The organism is Actinomyces sp. 432 (assembly GCF_009930875.1).
GTDB lineage: Bacteria > Actinomycetota > Actinomycetes > Actinomycetales > Actinomycetaceae > Actinomyces.
The window spans coordinates 1,807,940-1,831,001 of record NZ_CP025249.1 but is presented as its reverse complement, the minus strand read 5'-3'; the positions used below and the strand labels follow the sequence as shown (position 1 = coordinate 1,831,001).

The window sequence follows — 23,062 nt, the reverse complement described above, 5'->3', positions numbered from 1 at the left end:
CCTTAAGGTGCGGCCGTGGAAATACTTATCATCGCGGTGGCGGGCCTGCTCGTCATTGCCGCCGGCAACCAACTCGCCCCCAGGGTCGGCGTAGCCTCACCGCTACTGCTGCTGGCCCTGGGGGCGGGCATCGGCTTCCTGCCGTTCGTCTCGGCGATCGAGCTGGACCCCGACATCGTCCTCGAGGCGGTACTGCCCCCACTGCTGTTCTCCACTGCGGTATCCATGCCCGTGATGGACTTCCGACGCGAGCTACGCGCCGTCGCCGCGCTCGCCGTCGGGCTGGTTGCCGCCAGCGCCGGCATCATCGGCCTGGTGGTGCATGCCGTAGTGCCCGCCATCGCTCTGCCCTGGGCCATCGCACTCGGGCTGTGCTGAGCCCCACCGACGCCGTCGCCATCACCATTGCCCGCGGCTCGGGCGTCTCCCAGCGGATTATCACCATCTTGGAGGGGAGGGACTGTTCAATGACGCCACCGCCCTGATCCTGCTGTCCTCCGCCACGGCCGCGGGCATCGCGCACAGCGCCGACGCCCTGCAGCCCGCAGCGCTCGTCTCCGGCTTCCTCACCTCGCTGGCCCTGGCCCTGGCCATCGGCTGGGTGGTGGGGGAGGGCAGCATCCGGGTCCGCTCCCGCATCACCAACCCGACGGCGGACACGGTCGTGTCCTTTACCATCCCCTTCCTGGCCTCCCTGCCCACCGACTACTTGGGCGGCTCCGGGCTGGTCGCCGCCGTCGTCGCCGGCCTGGTCATCTCCTACCGCAGGCCCCGACTGCTGCCGCCCGCCCACAGGCTGACCGCCCAGCAGAACTGGCGCACCATTGAGCTGATTCTGGAAGGCGGCATCTTCCTGGTTATGGGGCTGCAGGCCTACGGGATCGTCCAGGACGTGATCGACGACGGTTTCGGCCTGCGCAACGCCGTGCTCCTGGCCGCCGGAGCCGGGGCCCTGGCGGTCCTGGTGCGGGTGGCCTTCGTAGTACCGCTGCTGCTCTGGCTGCGCCACGTGCGCCGCCGCCACCGCCGTCACTTGGAGGAGGAGCGCCAGCGCCTGGAACACTTCGAGGCCCGCCTGGAGCGCGCACGTGACATCGACGAAGAGCTGCTAGCCCAACACGGCCTGTCCCCGCAGCAGTGGCACCAGGCCCTCACCGGTTGGCGCGAGCGCCTGGAGCGCGGTCAGCGGCGCCAGCGACGCCGGGGGGCAGACCTGGACTACTTCACCGCCGATCCCCTCGGGCCGCGCGAGGGGGCGGTGATCGTGTGGGCGGGCATGCGCGGCGCGGTCACCCTGGCCGCCGCCCAGACCCTGCCCCTGGCCACGCCCGCCCGGCCGTTCCTGCTGCTGGTGGCGCTGCTGGTCGCCGGTGGCTCACTGGTCATTCAGGGGCTCACGCTGAGCGGTGTCATCCGCCTGGTCCGCCCGCGCATGGCCTCCAGCACCGCCGATGGCGCCGAGCGCGAGCGGTTGCTCCGGCTCCTGGGCGACGCCGCCGCTCGCCGGCACACCGACACGCTCACCCCCACCGAGGCGCGCGAACTCGCCGTCGAGACCATCCGAGTGCAGCGCCACGCCCTGCTCGACGCCCGTGACGCGGGCCTGTTCTCCTCCTCCAGCCTGGAGTACGCGCTCGAACGGCTGGACGCCGAGGAGATCCTGCTGACGACCGCAGGCTAGGACGCGTGCCGGGGCAAGGCCGCAGTACGCGTAGACTCCGGCAGCGTGACAGTGCTCCCGCTGCGACCCGATCTGCAGGGCTGCGAACCCTACGGCGCTCCTGAACTTGACGTGCCGGTGCGCCTGAACGTCAATGAGAACCCCTATCCGCCCAGCCCTGCCGTGGTTGCGGACATCGCTGCGGCTGCGGGGCGGGCCGCGAGCGGGCTGAACCGCTACCCGGACCGCGACTTCCCCGGCCTGCGTGCCGCCCTGGCCGACTACCTCGCCGCCGAGTCCGGTGTCAGCCTGGGCGGGGAGCAGGTCTGGGCGGCCAACGGCTCCAACGAGGTCATGGCGCATGTGCTGCAGGCCTTCGGCGGCCCCGGGCGCACCTGCCTGTCCTTCACACCCACCTATTCCATGTACCCCGAGTACGCTCGCGACACCTTCACGCGCTACGTCACCGGGCCCAGGCGCGAGGACTTCACCGTCGACGTCGGCGCAGTTGCCGCGGCCATCGCGCGCGAGCGCCCAGCGGTGCTCATCCTCGCCAGCCCCAACAACCCCACCGGTACGGCCCTGCCGCTTAACGACGTCGTTGCCGTCCTCGAAGCGGCCCGCGGACACGGCCCTGCCGACACGGCGACGAGCGGCGACAGTGCTGACAGTGCTGACACCGCTACGGACTGTGTGGTGGTGATTGACGAGGCCTATGCGGAATTCCGCCGTCCCGGTGTGCCCAGTGCGCTGGAGCTGCTGGAGCGAACCGACGCCGACGGCACCCCCCGTTACCCGCACTTGGCCGTCACCCGCACCATGAGCAAGGCCTTCGGCATGGCCGGGCTGCGGCTGGGGTACCTGGCCGCCTCCGCCGAGCTGGTGGACATGCTGCGCATAGTCCGCCTGCCCTACCACCTGTCCGCCATCTCCCAGGCGGCCGCGCTGGCCGCACTGGATCACCGGCAGGAGCTGATGAGCCAGGTCGCCTCCCTGCGTGACGAGCGCGACGCCCTGGTGGAGTGGCTGCGCGCGCATGGCTGGAACGCCCACGACTCCGACGCCAACTTCGTCCTGTTCGGTCCCTTCGCCGATCGGGAGGCGGTGTGGCGGGGCCTGCTGGAGCGCGGCGTGCTGATTCGCGTCGTCGGCCCGGAGGGGTACCTGCGGGCCTGCGTCGGCACGCCGCAGGAGATGGAGCGCTTCCGCACCGCCCTGCTCGCCGTCACCGGGAATACGACCGGGCAAGCCACAACTCTGGTCAACGAGGAGAAGAACGCATGAACCGCACCGCTCACATTGAACGCGCCACCAGTGAGTCCTCCGTGGTGGTTGAGCTGAACCTGGACGGCACCGGACGCACCGACATCTCCACCACGGTGCCCTTCTACGACCACATGCTCACCGCCCTGGGAAAGCACTCGCTGATCGACCTGACCGTGCGCGCCAGCGGCGACACCGACATCGACGTCCACCACACCGTGGAGGACACCGCCATCTGCATCGGGGAGGCACTGAAGACCGCCCTGGGGGACAAGCGCGGCATCCGCCGCTTCGGTGACGCGCTCGTCCCCCTGGACGAGGCCCTGGCACAGGCCGTCGTCGACATCTCCGGCCGTCCCTACCTGGTGCACGACGGCGAGTCCGATGCCTTCGTGCACCACCTCATCGGCGGGCATTTCACTGGCTCCATGGTCCGCCACTGCCTGGAGGCGATTGCCTACCACGCCGGCATCTGCCTGCACGTGCGCGTGATCTCCGGGCGCGATCCCCACCACATCGCCGAGGCCGAGTTCAAGGCCCTGGCCCGCGCACTGCGGACCGCCGTCGAGCCCGACCCCCGCGTTGACGGCATCCCCTCGACCAAAGGCGCACTGTGATGCATGACGACCACACAACCGGCCCGGTCGGCCGCCCCGATGACGAGCCGGACATCGACGCCGAGTTCGCCGCCATGATGGAGGGCCTGGACCTGTCCGCCGACCCTACCGAGTCGCACTCCGAGGACTCCGCGCCGCCAGAGGCCACCGGCCCCGTCTCCGCTGACGATGTGCCCCACAATGTCTACGGTGTGCCCGGCGGCGCAGGCTCCGGCGACGCAGGCGGCGCAAAAGCGATCAAGATCGCTATCGTGCTGACCCCGCTGGCCAGCGCCGAAGCACTGGCCGCCCTGTGCGCCGCCAGCGGCCTGGACTGCACGGTGGTGCCCTCCCGCTCCGGGGCCATCGCGGTCAAGGAGTTCGTCTCCGCGCACGCAGAGTGGGACATCGCCGAGCTTCTGGGCGGCACGGAAACCGAGCCTGCTGAGGCGGCCGAGCTGGCCGCCGCCCTGTCCCGCCTCAGCCGCCCCGGGGTAGTGCTGATAACCGCCGACCTGGCGACTGACGTGGGCATCGAGACCGGATTGTCCGGCACTATCACCGCCCGTCGCTACCAGGGCGGGCAGGCTGGGGAGGAGGTCAGTCCCGGTGTGCTGCTACCCGACCTGGATGAGGACATCGAGGACATCCTGCTGGGGGCCACCCGGGTGCAGGACATCGCGGGTGCAATCAGGACCGACGAGGTCAAGCCCGGCCGCATGATGCGTTGGCTGGGCCGCGGCATGCGCCGACGTGACCGGGGAGACGGGGATGGCGGTCGTGGTGACGATCCGAGTGAGGGCTGACGTGGGCGCCGTAGCTCCGGCGGGGATGGGTAGGCTGGCTCCGTGAGGCAACCACACGTCGTCGTCCTGTCCTACGGAAGCGGAAACGTGCGCTCGGCGGTGCGCGCTCTGGAGCGCGTCGGCGCGGAAGCCGAATTGACCGCGGACCCCGACTCGGTGCTGAACGCAGACGGGCTGGTGGTACCCGGTGTCGGGGCCTTCGCCGCCGTCATGGAGCAGCTGCGTGCCGTGGACGCTCCCAGGCTGATTGACCGGCGGCTGGCCGGAGGCAGGCCGGTGCTCGGTATCTGCGTGGGCATGCAGGTGATGTTCACCGCCTCCACCGAGCACACTGAGCAAACCAGTGCCGAACCGGTGCCAGGCCTGGACCAGTGGCCCGGCACCGTCTCCCGTCTTGAGGCGGATGTGGTGCCCCACATGGGGTGGAGCCGGGTGCGCCCGCCCGCCGACACAGTGCTGTTCGAAGGCCTGTACGACTCCTCCGGCTCGGAGCGCTTCTACTTCGTGCACTCCTATGCCGCCAAGACCGACCCGGCTGCCCTGCTGGGTGCGGGCAGCACGCGCCTGCCCCGCACCACCTGGGCCACCCACGGGGAGGACTTCGTTGCTGCCGTTGAGAACGGGGCGCTCAGCGCCACCCAGTTCCACCCCGAGAAATCCGGGGACGCCGGCGCGCAGCTGCTGCGCAACTGGCTAACTACTCTCTGACTCGCACAAGACCGCCGCTTGCTCCAAAGCATCCTCCAAAGCATCAAGGAGACGCCCATGCTCACCCTTTTCCCGGCCGTTGATGTCGCCTATGGCAAGGCCGTGCGCCTGCTGCGCGGTGAGGCCGGCAGCGAAACGGATTACGGCAGCCCAATCGACGCGGCACGCGACTGGGTGGAGGCCGGCGCGCAGTGGATCCACCTGGTGGACCTGGATGCTGCCTTCGGACGCGGCACCAACGCGCCCCTGCTCGCCCGTATCGTCGGCGAGGTGGACGTCAAGGTCGAGCTCTCCGGCGGCATCCGCGACGACGCCTCCCTGCACCGGGCGCTGGCCGCCGGAGCCGCCCGCGTCAACCTCGGCACTGCCGCCCTGGAGGACCCCGACTGGACCGAGCGGGTCATCGCCGAGCACGGAGACAAGATCGCCGTTGGCCTGGACGTGCGCGGCACCACCCTGGCAGCCCGCGGGTGGACCAGGGAGGGCGGGGACCTGTGGGAGACCCTGGAGCGTCTGAACGCCGCCGGCTGCGCCCGCTACGTAGTCACCGACGTCACCAAGGACGGCACTCTGATGGGCCCGAATATCAAGCTGCTGCGCGAGGTCTGCGAGCACACCGACGCTCCGGTTGTGGCATCCGGCGGCATTGCCCACCTGGACGACCTGCGTGCCCTTGCCCGCCTGGAGCGCTACGGGCTGGAGGGGGCGATCGTCGGCAAGGCTCTGTATAACGGCAACTTCACGCTTCAGGAGGCACTTGCCGCGTGCCGCGGTGCGGACTCCGTGCAGGGGGCGTGACAAGCATGGTCACAATCCCGGATACCACCGGTGAGCCCGCGGCGGGGGACGGTGCAGGCGGCCCGGGCCTGCCCGCCGACATGCAGTTGGAGGCCGCCCTGGCCGCCCGCAGCCGGCTGGCTCAGTTGCTAGCCGTGCCCACTCCCTTCTCCGCCGACGACGGCACCCCCGACCCCGCCGTGACCGCGGCCCTCGAGGCTCAGGGACTGGCCCGCCACGAGTATCTCGACCGCTTGCTGGCCGCGCTGGCGGCCAGTCGGCTGATCGTGCCCGTCGCGGCACACGCCGTGCACGCCCCCGGCGGCCCCACGCCACTGAGGCTGGGGGAGGCGTCTGCTGCCGTCGGCGCACACGAGCCGCATACCGCCGACGCCGCGCAGGACGCCGCGGACCTGGCCGTCCGGCTCGACGACGGCCACCTGGCCCTGCCGGTTTTCACCTCGGCGGCCGCCGTGGCGGCCTGGCGTGAAGATGTGCGTCCCGTGCCCGTGACCCCCCGCCGCGCCGCGGAGGTCGCCTGCCTGCAAACCGATCAGCTGTGGGTACTCGACCCGGGCACGCGCGGTTTGCGCCTGCCGCGTCCTGCGGTGGTGGCCCTGGCTGGGGGAGAGGACTGGATCCCCTCCTGGCGCAACGAGCCGGTGCAGGCGGAGGTGGCCGCTCAGTTGGGCGCCATCGACGGGGTGACCGGGGTTGCCTTCGCCCCCGGCGAGGACGCCGAGCTGCGGGTGTTCATCCGCGTAGACGCATCCGCCGGCACGCCCGCCGTGGCTGCGACGTTGGAGCAGTGCCAGTATGTGATGGTCAACCCGGCCTGGGGGGAGTTCATCGACACCGTGGAGCTGTGTCCGGTGCCCGCCTGATGGTCAGGGGACGTGATGCCCAGGGCAATGCGCTTATGGGAACTGTCACGTTTCTGCGGGCGCTTGCTGCGGCGTCGGCGCGGGATAAGGCTGCTAGACTCTGGCACCGACCGGCCGGAGTCACGGCTCCGGCACGCAAGCGGAGAAATCCCACCTGGGTCCCCCAAGGGGCCGGGTCATGCGGGGAGCGATCCTCGCAGTCGCGCACCCGTATGGGTGCTCGCGACTGTGCTCTGACGAGCACATGAAAGGCCTTCGCACGCGTTAGCGGCGGAGGCCTTCTTCGTTGCAAACGGTAACCACTGACAAGAGTGAGGAACAGTCATCAGCGAGCCCCGTATCAACGAACGGATCCGCGTCCCCGAGGTACGACTGGTCGGCCCTAGCGGCGAGCAGGTCGGCATTGTCCGGGTGGAGGACGCTCTCCGCCTGGCTGAGGAGGCAGGCCTTGACCTCGTAGAGGTCGCCCCCGATGCGCGCCCTCCGGTGTGCCGACTCATGGACTACGGCAAGTTCAAGTACGAGTCGGCCATGAAGGCACGCGACGCCCGGCGCAACCAGGCGAACACCCAACTTAAGGAAATCCAGTTCCGGCCCAAGATCGACGAGCACGACTACGCCACCAAGATGGGGCATGTCGAGCGCTTCCTCAAGGGTGGTGACAAGGTCAAGTGCATCGTCCGCTTCCGTGGCCGCGAGCAGTCCCGCCCGGAGCTGGGCATCAGGCTGCTGCAGCGCGTGGCCGAGGAGGTCGCCGAGCTGGGCAACATCGAGTCCCACCCCCGCCAGGACGGCCGCAACATGGTCATGGTCCTGTCTCCCACTCGTAAGAAGGCGGAAGTCAAGTCCGACCAGCGTCGGCGCCGTGAGGCCGCCCGCGCCAGCCGTAGGGCCGAGAAGCAGGCCGCCCGGGCCGCACGCGAGGCCAAGGTGGAGGCGAAGGCCGCCGAGGAGGCCGCCGCGGGCGAATGAGCCCGCACCGGCAGCAGGTCCGCCCCGCGGGCACGCGCACATACTGCACACATACCCAGCCCCGTCACACGACGAGGTCCGCAGCCCCCGGCCCATCCGGCGTCGGGGACCGAGAATGAGGAAACTAACATGCCGAAGAACAAGACGCACTCCGGTGCCAAGAAGCGCTTCCGGGTCACCGGAAGCGGCAAGCTCATGCGCGAGCAGGCCGGCAAGCGCCACCTGCTGGAGGTCAAGTCCTCCCGCCGCAAGCGCAAGCTGTCCCAGGACCAGCCCGTGGCCCCGGCGGACACCCGTCAGGTCAAGCGTCTGCTCGGTCGCTGATCGGCCCACAACACTTGAAGGAGTCATCAAATGGCACGTGTGAAGCGGGCTGTTAACGCCCAGAAGAAGCGTCGTACCGTACTTGACCGCGCCTCCGGCTACCGCGGACAGCGCTCTCGCCTGTACCGCAAGGCGAAGGAGCAGGTCACCCACTCCGGCGTGTACGCCTTCCGCGACCGCCGCGCCCGCAAGGGCGATTTCCGCCGTCTTTGGATCCAGCGCATCAACGCCGCCGCCCGCGCCGAGGGTATGACCTACAACCGGTTCATGCAGGGCCTGGGCCTGGCAGGGGTTGAGGTGGACCGCCGTATGCTCGCCGAGCTGGCTGTCAACGAGCCCGCCGCCTTCAAGGCGCTGGTTGAGACCGCACGCAAGGCCCTGCCCGCGGACGTCAACGCCCCCAAGGCCTGAGCTTCGCGCTGACGTCAGGCATGTCGCCGGTCGCCATGCGTGGCCGATAACCAGAGTCGACCCCCGCAATCAATCCCCGCGCCTAAGGCGTGGCCTGGTTGCGGGGGTCGGTCTTATACGGCCGGTAACCTGCGGCCATGAGCACGAGCGCGATCCTGGACAACCCCGCGGCCGCCCGCATCACCCGGGTGGCCGGGCTGGCCCGCCGCGCCGCCCGCAGCAAGTACCGTCGCTTCCTGGTGGAGGGGCCGCAGGGCGCGCGCGATGCGGTGCGGCACGTCGCCGGCCACGTGCTCGACGTCTACTTCACTGAGGAGGCGGCCCAGACCCACGCCGACATTGCCGAAGCCGCCGCGCGGGCGGGCCTGTACACCCACCTGGTCACCCCCGAGGTCATGCGAGCCATGAGCGCCGACGCGCAGGGGGTGCTCGCCGTGGTGAGGACCGACGCCGTGGCGGCCCGGCCGCAGCCTGGGGCCAGCGGGGGAGGAGCGGGGGCTGCCGCACCCGTGACGGAGAGCGACGCCGCGCGCGAGGCCGGCGCCTTCTCAGGCTCGGCCCTGGAGACGGCCTTGTTCGGCGCGCGGTTGGTGGCGGTGTTGACCGAGGCACAGGATCCCGGCAATGCCGGCACCATCATTCGCGCCGCTGATGCGGCCGGCGCTGACGCCGTGGTGCTGGTAAAGGGCAGCGTGGATCCGACGAACCCGAAGGTCGTGCGCGCCACGGCAGGTTCCCTGTTTCACCTGCCGGTGCTGGCCGGTGTCACGTTGGAGGAGGCCGTGCGCGCACTGCGGGCGGCGGGGCTGAGGCTGCTCGCTGCCGATGGGCACGGCACGGTGAGCCTGTTCGACGCCGAGGCGGAGCTCGGCGCGCCATCGGCCTGGCTGCTGGGCAACGAGGCCCGCGGGCTGGCGCCTGCGGCCCTGGATGCGGCGGACACGGTGGTCTCGATCCCGATCTACGGAATGGCAGAGTCCCTGAACGTCGCCTCCGCCGCCGCCATTTGCCTGTACGCCAGCGTCCGGGCGCAGCGCCAGGTGTGATGTGAGTACACGTCTCCGGGCGAACGCGGTGCACACCCAGGCGCTCACGGTGGCACGCAGGTGGGGGCACATCCCAAAATGCGGGGGAATATCCAGAATTGATTGTTGTGGTGGGTTGGCTTGGGGCGGCTCGCTGAAGCGGTCTGCTAGTGGTGTCAGCGCTCCGGTCCGTTTGTGTTGGTGGTGTTGGGGTGGTTTCGGTGCGGGGGCGTGTATCTGGGAGTGTTAATGCCCAGGGTTTGGCGGATGCGGGCGGCGGTGGTTGGGTTGGTGTTTGTGCTGGGTGGTGGGCGGGCGGCGAGTACTGCCTTGCTCAGAGTCTGTGCGGGTGCCCGGGAGTTGTGTTCTGTGCGCGGCTGGATGGCCAGTGGTGGGGGCGGCTGCTGGGCGCGCAGTTGTTTGACGTTGCGGCGGCGGTTGGTCAGTACCACCTGGAAGCTCAGCGGAAGGTGGCCCTTGCCGGCGGCTGCCTGGCGCTCGGCGGCGGCGTCTATTAGTGCCGCGTTGCTGAGGTTCTGCGCTCCTAGGGAGGAGTTAACGCCTCTGTCCCCGGGGATTGGCGTGCCGCCCGCGTCCCGGGAGGGCTTCAGGTTGCCTCCCAGGACCTGGTCGGGGTTGTGCAGGATCGCTACCTGCCGCATAGCCTCACGCGCCCAGGTGCGGGACGCGGCGCGAGGCATGCCGAGTTGATCGTTACCGTGCGCGGCGAGTCGCTTGTAGAGGTCTCTTCGTGCTTGTCGTGTGGCTTCGTTGCCTTGTCTGCCTTGTTGTTTGAATAGGTCGCGGGCGGCCAGGTAGTCCTTGGCGGGCATTTGTGCCAGGATCTGGTATTGGCCGTCGAGTTGGAACTCGAACTCGGCGCCCTTGGTCTGTAGGTCGCGGCTGCGGCCGTTGTGGTAGACGGTGCGTACCATGGTGTGGAATGCTGGGTGTTTTTTGGACACGGTGTTGTTGTGTGTTTGTCAGGCTGCTTTCGGGGTGGCGGCCTGCTGTAGCTCGCGTTCGAACTGGTTGGGTGTGCGGTACCCGATCCCCGAGTGCAAACGTCTTTGATTATAGGTCAATTCAATCCACGCCGCCACATCCCTTATCGCCTTATCCCGCGTGGGGTAGACCATACGATACACGCGCTCATTCTTCAATGTCGCGTTGAACGACTCCGCCCACGCGTTGTCCCAACACACCCCCGTACGCCCCACCGACGGCCGAATCCCATAAGAGGCCAGGTGGTCGGCGAAGGCCTGGGAGGTGTACTGCGACCCGCGGTCAGAATGGAAGATCGTCACCCCACGGGTCGGCTTGCAGTTGCGGGCCGCCATATCAATCGCCTCACAGACCAGTTCGGTGCGCATATGATCCGCCAACGCATACCCCACCACCTTCTTTGTGCAACAGTCCAATACCGTCGCCAGGTACACGAACCCCGCCCAAGTAGGAATGTAGGTGATATCCCCACACCACTTGACCCCCGGAGCGGGCGCGGTGAAGTCACGGCACACCAGATCAGGCCGCTCATCCAGGTCCTCCGCTGGAACCGTAGTACGGACCTTCCGGCGCGGCCGCGCGGCCCTCAAGCCCAGCTCCCGCATGATCGACCTGACCGTGCCGGGGTCGGCCGGCACCCCCTGCCAGTCCAGGGTGGCAACCACCCGACGGTACCCGTAGGTACCACCGGACTCGGCGAAGATCTTCTCAACAAGCACACCGAGCTCCTTTCTGCGGATCGCGGTGGCCGATTCGGGCCTGCTCAGCCAGTTGTAGTAACCGGACTTGGAGACCTTCGCCCACTGGCACATCCAGGCGACCGGGTAGTTGCCTTCCTCGCTGTGGATGAACTCGTAGATGCGAGTCACTCTTGCTCCTTCGCGAAGAAGGCCGCCGCTTTTTTTAGGAACTCATTCTCCATCCGAAGCTTATAGTTCTCCGCCTTCAGCCGGGCCAACTCCTCCGCATCCGTGGCTTCCTTCTGCTCCCGGGCGCCGGCGTGCTGCTTTCTGTATTTAGCGACCCAGTTGCCCACGGTCTGCGCCACCAAACCATAAGAGGCCGCGACCGACGCGATCGACCGCTCCTTATCCACCACCTCGCGAGCAACCTGCTCACGAAACTCCTCGGAGTACTTCGCCTTAGTCACATCCACCATCCTAACTATCAGATCACGGGGAACGACAGCCATCCCCCAAGTCCGAAAACAACCCTCCAGTCCAGTCCTGAGCGCCCACAACCCGTCGTACTCCTGATCGGACGAAAACACTCTGTCGGCGCGTACTGCGCACCTCGTCCCAGGAGCCGTACTCATAGCAGCCCTGCATCTGAAGCGCACCGGGTTTCATCAAGGTAAGTGAATACGCGGAAGGATCACTGCCGGAGGTTCTCAGAGTAGGTGCCCTGAGGATCTGGGGCAGCTGGCTGACCGCTCCTTCTGTGGCGTGGCGGTTGGCGCCATGCTCGGCTACCACCTGCGAGCGCGTGCAGGGGCCGTCCGGAGTACTCCACATGACTTAACCTGGGAATTGTCCAGGACGGTGGGGTAGGGGCCTGGCGGCGGGAAGTGACTGCAGTGTCGATGACATCAGGGGTCATGGCTGGATCGTAGTTCGCAACGCAGCCATGCAGGAGTCCCCTCTGCATCTGGCTCGCAGCGTGTCTCAACTGCCGAGACGGGGCTGTGATGCCACTCGCAGTCCGCCCGAATGCTGGATACCTGCATGCTCGCTCCCGGGGTGCGGGTGCTACTGTGCACTTGGCGCGTACCGCTCGGTCCAACCCGGATCGCGGCCGGGCGCCGCGAACCCGAACCGGAGGGAACCTGTGGTTTTGCGAATGTGTTGCTGCTGTCGTTGAGACAGTCTCAGTCCCATTCGCCCCTAATACGAGAAGAGGCTCCTGTGCCTGCTCCCGCCAACCCTTCCAGCACTGAGTACCCGCTCGTGCGCATCAGCCACGTCAGCAAGTACTACGGCGACTTCAAGGCGCTCGACGACGTCTCGCTGGACATTCACCGCGGCGAGGTGGTCGCCGTGATCGGGGCCTCCGGCTCCGGCAAGTCAACCCTGTGCCGCACCATCAACCGGCTCGAGACGATCCAGTCCGGCACCATCGAGATCGATGGTGAGCTCCTACCTGAGGAGGGGCGCGAGCTGGCCCGCCTGCGGGCTGAGGTCGGGATGGTCTTCCAGTCCTTCAACCTGTTCCCGCACCGCACCGTGCTGGACAACATCACTCTCGCGCCCACCCGCGTGCGCAAGGTACCCAAGGCGGACGCCGAGGCCCGCGCGCGCCAGCTGCTTCAACGCGTCGGCCTCGCCGACCAGGCTGCCAAGCGCCCACCACAGCTGTCCGGCGGACAGCAGCAGCGGGTCGCCATCGCTCGCGCCCTTGCAATGGACCCCAAGATCATGCTGTTCGACGAGCCCACCTCCGCCCTGGACCCGGAGATGATCAACGAGGTCCTCGACGTCATTAAAGACTTGGCAGCAGAAGGCATGACCATGCTCGTAGTCACCCACGAGATGGGCTTCGCCCGCTCTGTCGCCGATCGCGTCGCCTTCATGGACGGCGGCCAGATCGTGGAACTCGCCGCGCCGGCGGACTTCTTCGCCGCCCGCGCACCGAGCGGGCGCGCGACTTCCTGTCCAAGGTGCTCAGCCACTGAGGCGCTGCCGGGCCGACTGCCATCGACTACTACTTCAACCGCTCCTTCAACCATCGTCGAAAGGAACCACCATGTCTGTTCTTCCCGGCCTGTCTCGCCGCGGCCTGCTGACCGCCGCCGGCGCTGCCTCGATCGCCGCCGTGCTGGCGGCCTGCGCCGACACTGGCGCCGACGGCCAGGCGGTCGACGCCTCAGCCGGCGCCGTCGACTACGACACCGTCATCAACTCCGGCCCGGTTGCCGCGGATGATGTTGTGGCCGCCTCCACCTGGGCCTCGGCCATCCGGGATGCCGGGGTGCTGAAGACCGGCGGCACCAAGACCTCAGAGGTGTTCTCCATCGAGGATCCCGCCACCGGTGAGATCTCCGGCTTCGACGCCGCCCTCGCCCAGGTGCTGGCCCGCTACATCATCGGCGGGGACGACGCCCGCTCTCTGCTGCAGGTCACCCAGGCCACCTCCGACACCCGGGAGACCATGCTCGAGAACGGCCAGGTCGACGCCGTCTTCGCCACCTACACGATCACCCCTGAGCGCGCCGAAAAGATCGCCTTCGCCGGCCCCTACTATTCCTCCGGCCAGTCCGTGCTCGTCCGCGCCGACGAGACCGACATCAACGGCGTCGACGACCTGGCCGGCGTGAAGGTCGCCGTCCAGTCCAACTCCTCCTCCGGCCCCGCCCTGGACGAGGCCGCCCCGAGGCCGAGCAGGCGCAGTTCCAGGACCACTCCAGTTGCGTCGCTGCCCTGGAGGCCGGCCAGGTGGACGCCTACGTCGTCGACCAGTCCCTCGAGCTCAGTGAGGTGCAGTCCAATGACGCCGTAAAGATCGTCGGCGAGCCCTTCACCGAGGACCCCTACGGCATCGGCCTGCCCAAGGACTCTGACGCCCAGGCCTTCGTCAACACGTTCTTGCAGACCATCTACGACGACGGCACCTGGAACGCCATCTGGGAGGCCACCATTGGCGCCATCATCGGCGGCGAGGCTCCCGAGCCGCCCGCCCTCGGCTCCGTGCCCGGATCCGAGATCGCCGATGTGACCGCTACCGCAGCCACCGACGCTACGGCGGAGGCAACCGACTGACGCGAGCCGGCCGGTCCGTCCCGCCCCAAGCAGTACCCGGCGGGTGGTCGCCCCAGACTGGGGTGGCCACCCGCCACCCCGGAGGAGGTGCCTATGAATGCCATTACCGACAACCTCGGTATGATCAGCCAGGGCCTGGCCACGACGCTGACTATCGCCGTAATCGGATTCGTGTGCGCGCTCGTCGTCGGGACGGTGATCGCGATCTTCCGCGTGAGCCCGATACCGCCGCTGCGCACCCTGGGCGCCGCCTGGGTGACGGTCGCCTGCAATATCCCCACCCTGTGCCTGATGATCCTGGCGGCCTTCGCCGCGCCCCGGGCAGGCGTGCCGCTGTCCCTGTTCGCCGCGGCGGTCACAGCCATCGTCTTCTCCGCCTCTGGCTTCGTGTGCGAGACGGTGCGCTCGGGCATCAACTCCGTGTCCAAGGGCCAGATTGAGGCGGCCCGCGCCCTGGGCATGCCCTTCGGACTGATCATCGCCTCGGTGGTGCTGCCGCAGGCACTCGCCCGCACCATTCAGCCCCTGGTCAACATCTTCATCTCCTGCCTGATCGGCTCCTCCCTGGCCGCCGCGATCGGCGTGCCCGAGCTGACCAATGTCACCCAGCAGCTGAACCTGCGCTACGCGCAGGCGGTGATCACCTTCCTCACCTCTGGGCTCACCTATCTGGCTATTGCTTTTCTGGCCACCAAGCTCGGGGCCTGCTTGAGCGTCGCATCTCTGGACGGGAGGCCCGCGCATGAGCGTGATGACAACACGCGTTCCCGCCCCTGCATCCGGCGCCACCGACGCCGACCTGCTCTTCGACGCCCCGGGCCCCAAGGGACGGCGCCGTATCCTCATCGGGTCGGTGCTGGTAACCCTGATCGTCCTGGTGCTTGCCGCAGCGGCTCTGTTCCAGCTCGGCCAGGCCGGCCAGCTCGCCTATCCCAAGTGGCGCTACTTCCTGGGGCAGTCGGTGGTCGGCTACCTCGGGCGCGCCCTGGCCGACACCATGCTGGTCACCGTGGTCGGTGCCGCCCTGTCCTTCCCACTGGGCATCGCCCTGGGGTGGGCGCGTATGAGCCGTTCGTGGCTGGGGCGCACCATGGTTGGCGTGTGGATCGACACCATGAGGGCCGTCCCTATGCTGCTGCTGATCTACTTCTTCCTGCTGGCGGTGCCGCGTTGGGGACTTACGCTGACTCCCTTCTGGATGCTTACCGTGCCCATCATCATGTGCTCCTCGGCTACGACGGCGGAGGTATTCCGATCGGGGGTGCTTGCCCTGGATCGGGGCCAGAGCGAGGCCGCCCAGGCGCTGGGGCTGAGCGGTGGCCAGACCATGCGGCTGATCCTGGCGCCGCAGGCGCTGCGCATGATGCTGCCGACGCTGATTACCCAGCTGGTGACGATCCTGAAGGACTCCTCCCTGGGATACGTGGTTGCGTACCTGGAGCTGATGTACGCCGGACGCCTGCTGACCTCCTCCGCGCGCGTCACTGCACACCTGGACGTCTACCTGCCCGCCTACGTGATCATCGCGGTGATCTACGTGATCATCAACTGGGCGCTGGGTGCGATGGCGCGGCGCGTGGAGGCGCGCACCCGCTGAGACGGCGTGTTCGAGAGCCGTTGGTGTCACTGGATGCACCACTTTCGAGGGTGGAGTAGTTAGAGCAGGCGCGTGTTCCCCTGGATGGCGGGGGAGGAGCCTGATGCTTATGTGGAGCCGACCGGGAAAGTGGTGCATCTGGTGACATGAGAGCGCGTGGTCCCGGTAGCGGTACGCCTATGGACTATGCGCGCCACCTCCAGTAGCCCACCACCACTGCCGCGGAAACCCCACTCCGGTGAGACTGGCGTGGATGAATGCAGGCGGTCTCAGCGACAGGATGGCGTCACCGAGCAACACAACTGCTAGCAGGCCAATCAGCCATTGGCCGGAGGGCGGCCGGTGTGCAGCGCCTCGATGTGTTCGTCGAAGCACGCCACCAGCAGGCCGCTTTTGCCTCCGACGTACGTGACGGTTCCCACACTGACGCCGGCGTCAGCTGGGCTGCGCATTCGCTGAATGCCGCTAATTCACGGGCGTGACATGCTCTGACCAGGGAAGATCGTTAAAATCGCGCGCGTCAGATCCTCGAACGGTCATGGGTTGGCCGATTAGGAGAACAGATGAGCAAGATACGTGTCGCCATCGTCGGCGTGGGCAACTGCGCGTCGTCGCTGGTGCAGGGTGTCACCCACTACGCGGGTGCCAAGCCGACCGACACGGTAGGCGGCCTGATGCACGTCCAGTTCGGTGACTACCACGTCTCGGACATCGAGTTTGTGGCGGCTTTCGATGTCGACGCAGCCAAGGTCGGGCTCGACCTGGCCGACGCCATCAACGCCTCGGAGAACAACACCATCAAGATCGCCGACGTCGCCCCCACCGGTGTGAAGGTCCAGCGCGGCGTCACCCTCGACGGCTTCGGCAAGTACTACCGCGAGACCGTTGAGGAGTCCTCCGAGCCCCCGGTCGACGTGGTCCAGGCCCTGAAGGATGCCCAGGTAGACGTCGTCGTCTCCTACCTGCCGGTCGGCTCGGAGGAGGCGGACCGCTACTACGCCCAGTGCGCCATCGACGCCGGCTGCGCCTTCGTCAACTGCCTGCCGGTGTTCATCGCCTCCGACCCGGCCTGGGCGCAGAAGTTCACCGACGCCGGCCTGCCGATCATCGGCGATGACATCAAGTCCCAGATCGGCGCCACCATCACCCACCGGGTGCTGGCTCGCCTGTTTGAGGAGCGCGGCATCACCATTGACCGCACCTACCAGCTCAACGTCGGCGGCAACATGGACTTCAAGAACATGTTGGAGCGCGAGCGGCTGATGTCGAAGAAGATCTCCAAGACCCAGGCGGTCACCTCCAACGTCTCCAAGCAGTTCGACGACAAGGACATCCACGTCGGCCCCTCGGATTACGTCGGCTGGCTGGACGACCGCAAGTTCGCCTTCGTACGCCTGGAGGGCCGCAACTTCGGCGGCGCCCCGGTCAGCCTGGAGTACAAGCTGGAGGTATGGGACTCCCCGAACTCCGCCGGCGTGGTCATTGACGCCATCCGGGCCGCCAAGATCGGCCTGGACCGCGGCATCGGCGGACCGCTGCTGTCCCCGGCCTCCTTCTTCATGAAGTCCCCGCCGCAGCAGCGCCCCGACGAGGATGCCATGGACTCCACCGAGGCCTTCATCCGGGGCGAGGTCGAGCGCTGATCGCTCGATCCGCCATGCACACACGCAGGTCGGCTCGCAGCAGCCATGAGTTGCTGCGAGCCGACCTGCGTACTTGTGACTCAAGCCGGTCGTCGCATGCGCTGACCGCCTTTGTGCAGTTGGACCGCGTACTTCTACTTGGACCGTCTGAGAACGCGTATAAGGCTCTCCAAGTGGGTGCGCACTTCCGGGCGAACTCCGACGGTGCCCTGGGAATCAATCATCTGGGGGCGGTCACCGTCAGCCCTCGTTGCAGCGCAGCTTGTTGCATTTCCCGGTCGTAAGTGAGGAGCAGGTCGGAGCGTACGTTCAGGGCAACTGCGAGGTGGATCGCGTCTGCCGCACGCAGCCCCGCCGTGTCTCGCGCCGCGTTGAGCAGATGCTCCCGCGAGATGTCAATGAGTTCGATCCCCGACAGTAATGATGCGGTTGACTGCATATCGAGCTGTCGGCGTCGTCGAGCGGCGCAGTACAGCTCTGTGTGCAGCAAGAAGGAGGAGCACAGAGACAAGCCGTTCGCGGTCTGCTCGGTCAGCCAGGTGGCTAAAGGATCCGACTCGGCTTCCTCGATGAGAAGCTTGAGTGCTGCGGAGGTATCCAGGTAGCAAATGGTCATTGCTCGCCGCGCAGGTCGTCCAGTACATCTTTTGAGCTGAGTCCTCGCGCGCGGTTTAAGGCGTTGAAGTCTGTGGGGACCGCTGGACGCGTAGCTCCTTGCCGACGCAGTAGAGCGAGGCGGTCCTGGGTGATGGGCACAAGCTCGGCTACGGGACGTCCGTTGTTGGTGATCGCGAAACTCTCGCCGGCCTCCACTCGGCGGAGGATTGCGGCGCTGTCGTTCCGTAGTTCGCGGTGTGGAATCGTAGTCATGACCGTCACTCCGTAGCAAGCGTAGCACAGATCGTCTACGCGACAATCCAATGCGGGTTGCCTCCCGTGACGGCGACCGAATCCTGTGAGAGCGCTACTGATTCCGGTTCTGGCGCATGTCGAGCTCCGTCAACAGCGTGCTCAGGGCGGCCCGCCCTGCGGGAGAGAGGATGCTGCGGATGTCGGCGTCCAGCGCTTCGGCCGCCGCAACGGCGCTAGCGAGCAGATGCCGCCCCTCGGGGGTGACTTCGATCTTGTGAGTCCGGCGATCGTTGCGGCTGCGGGTCTTGCTCACGGCTCCGAGGTCCACTAACTGGTCCACCAACGTCACTACCAGGCTCGGCGCGACGTGCAGCCTGGCCGCGATGTCGCGCTGCGAGGATGCCAGCCCGGCGTCGACGACGGCCAGCAGGCCCACTTGCTTGTGGGTCAAGCCCGACGGTGCAATCCGCTCGGAGAAGTCCCGGGTGACCCGCGCGCCGAGCATGCCCAGTCGAAAACATGCGGCGGACAGGATCGCTTCACCGACGTCCTCTGCGTTGCCGACCCCTGTCGTCTTCATGGGGACGATGGTACTCTATTGAATCATTCAGTGCTGAACGATATGGGCAGGTGGTTGACATGCCGTGGTGGTTGGCGCTTCTCAACTCCGTCATGGCAGCCGCATCGGTAATTGCTGCTGCGGCGGCGTTGCTCCGCCCGGGGCTGCTGGCGCCGAGCGGCACAGGCGACGACGCTGACCGCTTCTATCCAGCGATGTATGCGGCCAGGGCGGTGCCGCTTGGCGTCGTGGTTGCGATGGTCGTCTGGCTGACGCCCGTGTATCCGCTGACTCAGCTCGTCTTGGCTATTGCCGCGCTCGCTCAACTCGGTGATGTGGCAAGCGGTATAGCACGTAGACAGCCCGGCATGGCCGGCGGTACCGTCGTCGCGGCCGCATGTCATCTGGCCGGACTTGCCGCGCTCCAGTAAGCAGTGCCGGCGGTGGCGGAGCTGATCGCCGACCACGCGCCGGGTGTGTCTCGGTCAAGGCGCAGGAGATCTACCGGCCAGAACGCAGATGCGGTGTCGGTCAAACCGCTGATCAGACACCTGACAGGTCGCGGCGTCGGTAGGCGACCAGGCCCACCGCGGTGCCGAGGGCGCCGACGGCCGTCTGCACCGCCAGCGGTACCCAGTCGGGGTTGCCGACGACGTCGAGGTAGTGCCCCAATACGCTCAGGTCCTGCGCCCAGGTCGGCAGATCCATCATGCCGCCCAGCAGCCTGGCGAAGGCGCTCCAGGCGATCACCGCCCATACGACGCCAAAACGTCGCGGCGCCACGCCGACCACCGCCAGGGCGATGCCGATCGCCGCCAGCACTCCGGGCAGCTGGCTGACGGTGAACACGAAGGCCCGCTCCACCGCATGATCCTCGGTCACCTGCGTGGCCGTGACTGCGGCCAGCACCGCCCCGCACAGCACCAGCAGGATCGTTCCCACCGCCGCCGCCGAGACCGCCTGCATCAGGAACAGACGCCGGCGCGGCACCCCGACGGCGGCCTCAGCCTCCACCAGTCCGGCGTCCTCGTCGGCGGCGAGGCGGCCCGCCTGCCCAGTCGCCGCCACCGCGATCAGCAGCACCAACAGCACGGTCATCAACGACATGAACTGTTCCATCATGTCGGCGCCGGCCTGTACCAGCATGTCCACGTATTCGGCGATGCGATCATCCCGCATCATCTCCAGGATGCCCTCGGTCATCGAGCCGAACAGTGCCGAGAAGCAGGCAATTGCCGCGGCCCATGCCAGGGTTGTACGTGTGGACAGGCGCGTGAGTAGGTCGGCGTAGCCGTGGACTCGCCAGCGGCGCGTGCTGGTGGCTCGGTCGGGCAGGTAACCGCCTGCGTACTCCCGGTGCGTGTATAGCGCTCCGGCCACCGCCACCAGGGCGACGGCTATTCCACCGCAGACGGCCAGTGGTGCGGGGTTGTCGTCGGTGTAGGGCGCCGCGAGGTCACGCCACCCCAGCGGCGTGAACCACCGCATCCAGGTGACCTCCCATTGGTCGGCCGCCACCCGCACCATGAAGGCAACCCCAACACATGCCAGTGCCAGGGGCCGGGCGCCGGCGGCGCTGCGCGCCAACTGGCAGACCACGGCGGCCAGTCCAGCGAAGCCCCAGCCGACGATCGCGGTCACTCCGGCCAACGCCCATCCTCCCGTCGCGGGAAGCGACTCGATCTGCGTGGCCTCGGCCGCGAGCGTGGCGCCCACCAAGACGGCCAGGATGCCGATCGCCACCCAGATCACCAGTACCGGGGCGAGGAAGGGCACCCACCTACCGGTGCCAGTGTCCCGCAACAGCTCGGTCAGGCCCTCGTCCTCATCCGCGCGCAACAGGCGGCAGGTCAACAGCACCGCCATGAGCGCGGTGCACACCAGCAGGTAGGTGGCGCCCTCCCACTGCACCAACTGTCCGATGGTGCCCGGGTCGGGTAGCTCGCCGTACAGCAGGCGCGTGCCCGGGGAGGCCCGCAGCGCCTCGACCACCGCATTGCCGCCCGCACCGCCGGCGCCACCGGCTTCGGAGAAGTAGGCGTCCTGATAGGCCGGCGCGAAGGACGCCATGCCCAGCCACAGGGGCAGGATCCAGGCGAGCGCCTGAAAGCGCAGCCTCCGGGCGGTCAGCCGCAGCGCGCGGCGCAGACCGCGCAGTTCGTCGCGGGCGCTCATCCGCGCACCTCCTCGTAGTGACGCAGGAACAGGTCCTCCAGGCTCGCCGGCCGGCAGATCACGTCGGTGGCTCCCTGCGCGGCGACGGCCGCCAGTACCTGGGGGACCCGGGCGGAACCCACCTGCACGCTCAGGCGACCGTCCTCCACGGACAGATCGTTCTCCAGCTGCGGCAGCGACGCGGCTATGCCGCGCAGCAGATCCGCGTTGCCGCCGACCTCGATCTGGGTACGGGCCAGCTGCTGCAGGCGGGTCAAGTCGCCCTGCTCCACCACGCGCCCGTCCTTGATGATCGTCACGGCGCTGCACAGGCGCTGCACCTCGGCGAAGATGTGGCTGGACAACAGCACGGTGCGCCCCCGGGCCGCGGCCCGGGTCACCTCATCCATGAAGACCTGCTCCATCAGCGGGTCCAGGCCACTGGTCGGCTCGTCGAGAATCAGCAGGCTGGTGGGGGCGGCCAGTGCCGCCACCAGCGCCACCTTCTGCCGGTTGCCCTTGGAGTAGGTGCGCACCTTCTTGCTCGGGTCCAGGCCGAAGCGCTCGATCAACTCCTCCTCCCGGCCACGATTCCGCCTGCCGCGCAGACCCGCCAGGGCGTCGAGTGCCTGTCCGCCGGTCAGATTCGGCCACAGCGCCACGTCCCCGGCCACGTATGACACCTCCCGGTTGATTCGAGGCGCCTCGCGCCGCGGGTCGCGCCCCAGCACGCGCACCCTGCCGCCGTCGGGGTGGTACAGGCCCAGCAGGGTGCGGATGGTTGTGGACTTTCCCGCCCCGTTCGGGCCGAGGAAGCCGTGCACCTGACCGGCGGCGACCTCCAGGTCCAGCCCGTCCAGGGCGGTGAAGCGCCCGAAGCGCTTAACCAGGCCCTGCACCTGGATCGGGGTGTCGGTGCCGGATGGACTCGTGGCGCCGACGGCGGCGCGGCTCCCGTCTTTGCGTGCTGTCATCAGTGGTGTCCTTTCATGGGAGTGCGGTAAATGGAATCGAGATCAGGGACGGTTTGGAGCAGAAGCTGCTTACAACGCGGGCTCGTCACCGGCCAGACGCCGAATGACGACGGCGAACTCCGGGTCCGCCATGAGCAGTTCCAGGAAGCGATCGAGGTACAGGTGCTGTGCCGGTCCGGTGTAGGCGTTGGTGATCATCTGGGTCAGTCGCCAGGTGGTGCGCCCCGGCGACCCGGTCGGAAAGTCGGCGAATGCGGCCAGCGCCGTACGGCGGTGCCGGAGGGTGTACTCCCAGGTCTCCTCAGCCAAGTGGATGGCCGCGTCCCGGGCGGCGTCCCCATGCAGCCGCTCCAGGCGGGCGATCTCGGCATAGATGCGCACACCCGCCTCCCACTCGGTGCCATTCAGTTCCGCCAGGAAGGTGCCGATGCTCTCGGGGACCATTCCCAGGGCGGCCAGTGCCGTCACCACCTGCCGCTCGGCCCGCAGCCCGCGGGCATTGAGTCCCTCCTCCTCCAGGCGTTCCTGCACGGCGTCGTAGAAGCGCACCAGCAGCTGGGGGATGGGCTCGAGTCCCTCTCCGTCCTCAACTCGGGCGATCAGCTCGTCGATGCGGGCCTCCTGCGCCTGCAGCTCGCGGCGACGTGCGATAACCGTGCCGCGGGTGGCCCGCAGACTTTGCAGCACCGACTCGCGGTCGGCGCCACTGGGATCCTGGGCGAGTACCTCGGCGATCTGCGCCAGGGAGAGCCCTCCGTCCGCGAGCCAGCGGATCCGCATGAGCCGGGCCAGGTGCGCCACGCCGTATTCCCGCCGTCCGCGTACCGTCGGCGGCACCGGCAGCAGTCCCAGACGGTGATAGTGACGCACCGCCCGCGGGGTGGTGCCGGCCAGATCGGCCATCTCCTTGATGCGCATGCACACATCCCAACAGGTGACGTAACGTCACCGTCAAGACCCGCCCGCGTATGTGTCCACGCAACACGGTCACGCATTGCCGCGGGCGGGGCGGTCGGCCCGCGGCTCATCTGAGACGATTTCGGGCACTCGTGCGGCGCGGACTAATCTGACCCTCGAGAGACCCCGACTCATCTGGT

At 67.8% G+C, this 23,062-nt stretch carries 24 protein-coding genes and 3 pseudogenes; 18 read left to right on the top strand and 9 right to left on the bottom strand.

Features of this window, described 5'->3' with window-relative positions; genetic code table 11:
* Positions 1 to 15: 15 nt before the first annotated feature.
* From CWT12_RS07655 to CWT12_RS07605, 11 genes and pseudogenes are all read left to right on the top strand, one after another.
* Positions 16 to 1,681, top strand: a pseudogene (locus CWT12_RS07655) (cation:proton antiporter).
* Positions 1,682 to 1,726: 45 nt separating this feature from the next.
* Positions 1,727 to 2,944 (top strand): histidinol-phosphate transaminase, encoded by a 1,218-nt coding sequence (locus CWT12_RS07650; RefSeq protein WP_161924341.1) that lies wholly within the window; start codon positions 1,727 to 1,729, stop codon positions 2,942 to 2,944.
* A complete protein-coding gene (gene hisB, locus CWT12_RS07645; RefSeq protein ID WP_161924340.1) occupies positions 2,941 to 3,540 on the top strand; it encodes an imidazoleglycerol-phosphate dehydratase HisB in 600 nt (199 codons plus the stop codon). Before CWT12_RS07650 ends, hisB begins: the two co-directional genes overlap by 4 nt.
* Positions 3,540 to 4,325, top strand: a complete 786-nt coding sequence (locus CWT12_RS07640) for a hypothetical protein (protein ID WP_161924339.1) — start codon at positions 3,540 to 3,542, stop codon at positions 4,323 to 4,325. The genes hisB and CWT12_RS07640 overlap by 1 nt, the downstream gene beginning before the upstream one ends.
* A 42-nt stretch (positions 4,326 to 4,367) precedes the next feature.
* The gene (gene hisH / locus CWT12_RS07635; protein WP_161924338.1) at positions 4,368 to 5,033 is read left to right on the top strand and encodes an imidazole glycerol phosphate synthase subunit HisH; all 666 of its coding nucleotides are present in this window, start codon (positions 4,368 to 4,370) and stop codon (positions 5,031 to 5,033) included.
* Positions 5,034 to 5,090: 57 nt separating this feature from the next.
* Positions 5,091 to 5,831: a bifunctional 1-(5-phosphoribosyl)-5-((5-phosphoribosylamino)methylideneamino)imidazole-4-carboxamide isomerase/phosphoribosylanthranilate isomerase PriA gene (gene priA, locus CWT12_RS07630; protein WP_161924337.1), complete on the top strand. Its 741-nt coding sequence runs from the start codon at positions 5,091 to 5,093 to the stop codon at positions 5,829 to 5,831.
* Positions 5,832 to 5,911: 80 nt separating this feature from the next.
* Entirely contained in the window at positions 5,912 to 6,694 is a 783-nt protein-coding gene (locus CWT12_RS07625) for an SseB family protein (RefSeq protein ID WP_237564392.1), read from the top strand.
* Between the two features lie 324 nt (positions 6,695 to 7,018).
* Positions 7,019 to 7,666 (top strand): translation initiation factor IF-3, encoded by a 648-nt coding sequence (gene infC / locus CWT12_RS07620; protein WP_161925361.1) that lies wholly within the window; start codon positions 7,019 to 7,021, stop codon positions 7,664 to 7,666.
* Between the two features lie 129 nt (positions 7,667 to 7,795).
* A complete protein-coding gene (rpmI, locus tag CWT12_RS07615) occupies positions 7,796 to 7,990 on the top strand; it encodes a 50S ribosomal protein L35 (protein ID WP_161924336.1) in 195 nt (64 codons plus the stop codon).
* A gap of 30 nt (positions 7,991 to 8,020) precedes the next feature.
* The gene (gene rplT, locus CWT12_RS07610) at positions 8,021 to 8,401 is read left to right on the top strand and encodes a 50S ribosomal protein L20 (protein ID WP_161924335.1); all 381 of its coding nucleotides are present in this window, start codon (positions 8,021 to 8,023) and stop codon (positions 8,399 to 8,401) included.
* Positions 8,402 to 8,538: 137 nt separating this feature from the next.
* Positions 8,539 to 9,447 (top strand): TrmH family RNA methyltransferase, encoded by a 909-nt coding sequence (locus tag CWT12_RS07605; RefSeq protein WP_161924334.1) that lies wholly within the window; start codon positions 8,539 to 8,541, stop codon positions 9,445 to 9,447.
* Between the two features lie 155 nt (positions 9,448 to 9,602).
* On the opposite strand, the gene CWT12_RS07600 is transcribed toward CWT12_RS07605, so the two are convergent.
* From CWT12_RS07600 to CWT12_RS07590, 3 genes are read right to left on the bottom strand one after another with little or no spacing between them, the layout of a single operon-like run.
* Positions 9,603 to 10,361 carry a polymorphic toxin type 15 domain-containing protein gene (locus CWT12_RS07600; protein ID WP_161924333.1) on the bottom strand — a complete coding sequence of 253 codons (759 nt, stop codon included), beginning with the start codon at positions 10,359 to 10,361 and terminating at the stop codon, positions 9,603 to 9,605.
* A 48-nt stretch (positions 10,362 to 10,409) separates the two neighbouring features.
* Complete coding sequence (locus tag CWT12_RS07595; RefSeq protein WP_161924332.1) at positions 10,410 to 11,300, bottom strand: IS3 family transposase; 891 nt, start codon at positions 11,298 to 11,300, stop codon at positions 10,410 to 10,412.
* Positions 11,297 to 11,623 (bottom strand): transposase, encoded by a 327-nt coding sequence (locus CWT12_RS07590; protein ID WP_161924331.1) that lies wholly within the window; start codon positions 11,621 to 11,623, stop codon positions 11,297 to 11,299. The genes CWT12_RS07595 and CWT12_RS07590 overlap by 4 nt, the downstream gene beginning before the upstream one ends.
* A 694-nt stretch (positions 11,624 to 12,317) precedes the next feature.
* Between CWT12_RS07590 and CWT12_RS07585 the strand changes: the two are divergent.
* From CWT12_RS07585 to CWT12_RS07565, 6 genes and pseudogenes are all read left to right on the top strand, one after another.
* Positions 12,318 to 13,102, top strand: a pseudogene (locus CWT12_RS07585) (amino acid ABC transporter ATP-binding protein).
* Between the two features lie 71 nt (positions 13,103 to 13,173).
* Positions 13,174 to 13,926, top strand: a complete 753-nt coding sequence (locus tag CWT12_RS07580; protein ID WP_337247884.1) for a transporter substrate-binding domain-containing protein — start codon at positions 13,174 to 13,176, stop codon at positions 13,924 to 13,926.
* Positions 13,863 to 14,186: a hypothetical protein gene (locus tag CWT12_RS14545; RefSeq protein ID WP_442862524.1), complete on the top strand. Its 324-nt coding sequence runs from the start codon at positions 13,863 to 13,865 to the stop codon at positions 14,184 to 14,186. Before CWT12_RS07580 ends, CWT12_RS14545 begins: the two co-directional genes overlap by 64 nt.
* 93 nt (positions 14,187 to 14,279) lie before the next feature.
* A pseudogene (locus CWT12_RS07575) lies at positions 14,280 to 14,813 on the top strand (amino acid ABC transporter permease); the annotation flags it as partial.
* Between the two features lie 115 nt (positions 14,814 to 14,928).
* Positions 14,929 to 15,783, top strand: coding sequence for an amino acid ABC transporter permease (locus tag CWT12_RS07570; protein WP_237564083.1), 855 nt, complete (start codon positions 14,929 to 14,931; stop codon positions 15,781 to 15,783).
* A 563-nt stretch (positions 15,784 to 16,346) separates the two neighbouring features.
* A complete protein-coding gene (locus tag CWT12_RS07565; RefSeq protein ID WP_161924330.1) occupies positions 16,347 to 17,426 on the top strand; it encodes an inositol-3-phosphate synthase in 1,080 nt (359 codons plus the stop codon).
* 220 nt (positions 17,427 to 17,646) lie between these two features.
* Here the strand turns inward: CWT12_RS07565 and CWT12_RS07560 are convergent, their stop codons facing one another.
* The 3 genes from CWT12_RS07560 to CWT12_RS07550 form a co-directional block, all read right to left on the bottom strand.
* Positions 17,647 to 18,042: a type II toxin-antitoxin system VapC family toxin gene (locus tag CWT12_RS07560; RefSeq protein WP_161924329.1), complete on the bottom strand. Its 396-nt coding sequence runs from the start codon at positions 18,040 to 18,042 to the stop codon at positions 17,647 to 17,649.
* Positions 18,039 to 18,296, bottom strand: coding sequence for a type II toxin-antitoxin system Phd/YefM family antitoxin (locus tag CWT12_RS14540; protein ID WP_202616171.1), 258 nt, complete (start codon positions 18,294 to 18,296; stop codon positions 18,039 to 18,041). Before CWT12_RS14540 ends, CWT12_RS07560 begins: the two co-directional genes overlap by 4 nt.
* A gap of 94 nt (positions 18,297 to 18,390) precedes the next feature.
* Positions 18,391 to 18,858 carry a MarR family winged helix-turn-helix transcriptional regulator gene (locus CWT12_RS07550; RefSeq protein WP_161924327.1) on the bottom strand — a complete coding sequence of 156 codons (468 nt, stop codon included), beginning with the start codon at positions 18,856 to 18,858 and terminating at the stop codon, positions 18,391 to 18,393.
* 59 nt (positions 18,859 to 18,917) lie between these two features.
* On the opposite strand from CWT12_RS07550, the gene CWT12_RS07545 reads away from it, so the two are divergent.
* Positions 18,918 to 19,268, top strand: a complete 351-nt coding sequence (locus CWT12_RS07545; protein WP_161925359.1) for a hypothetical protein — start codon at positions 18,918 to 18,920, stop codon at positions 19,266 to 19,268.
* 112 nt (positions 19,269 to 19,380) lie between these two features.
* On the opposite strand, the gene CWT12_RS07540 is transcribed toward CWT12_RS07545, so the two are convergent.
* From CWT12_RS07540 to CWT12_RS07530, 3 genes are all read right to left on the bottom strand, one after another.
* Positions 19,381 to 21,012 (bottom strand): ABC transporter permease, encoded by a 1,632-nt coding sequence (locus CWT12_RS07540; RefSeq protein WP_161924326.1) that lies wholly within the window; start codon positions 21,010 to 21,012, stop codon positions 19,381 to 19,383.
* Entirely contained in the window at positions 21,009 to 21,965 is a 957-nt protein-coding gene (locus CWT12_RS07535; RefSeq protein WP_161924325.1) for an ABC transporter ATP-binding protein, read from the bottom strand. The genes CWT12_RS07540 and CWT12_RS07535 overlap by 4 nt, the downstream gene beginning before the upstream one ends.
* 69 nt (positions 21,966 to 22,034) lie before the next feature.
* Positions 22,035 to 22,883, bottom strand: a complete 849-nt coding sequence (locus CWT12_RS07530; RefSeq protein ID WP_161924324.1) for a MerR family transcriptional regulator — start codon at positions 22,881 to 22,883, stop codon at positions 22,035 to 22,037.
* Positions 22,884 to 23,062: the final 179 nt, after the last annotated feature.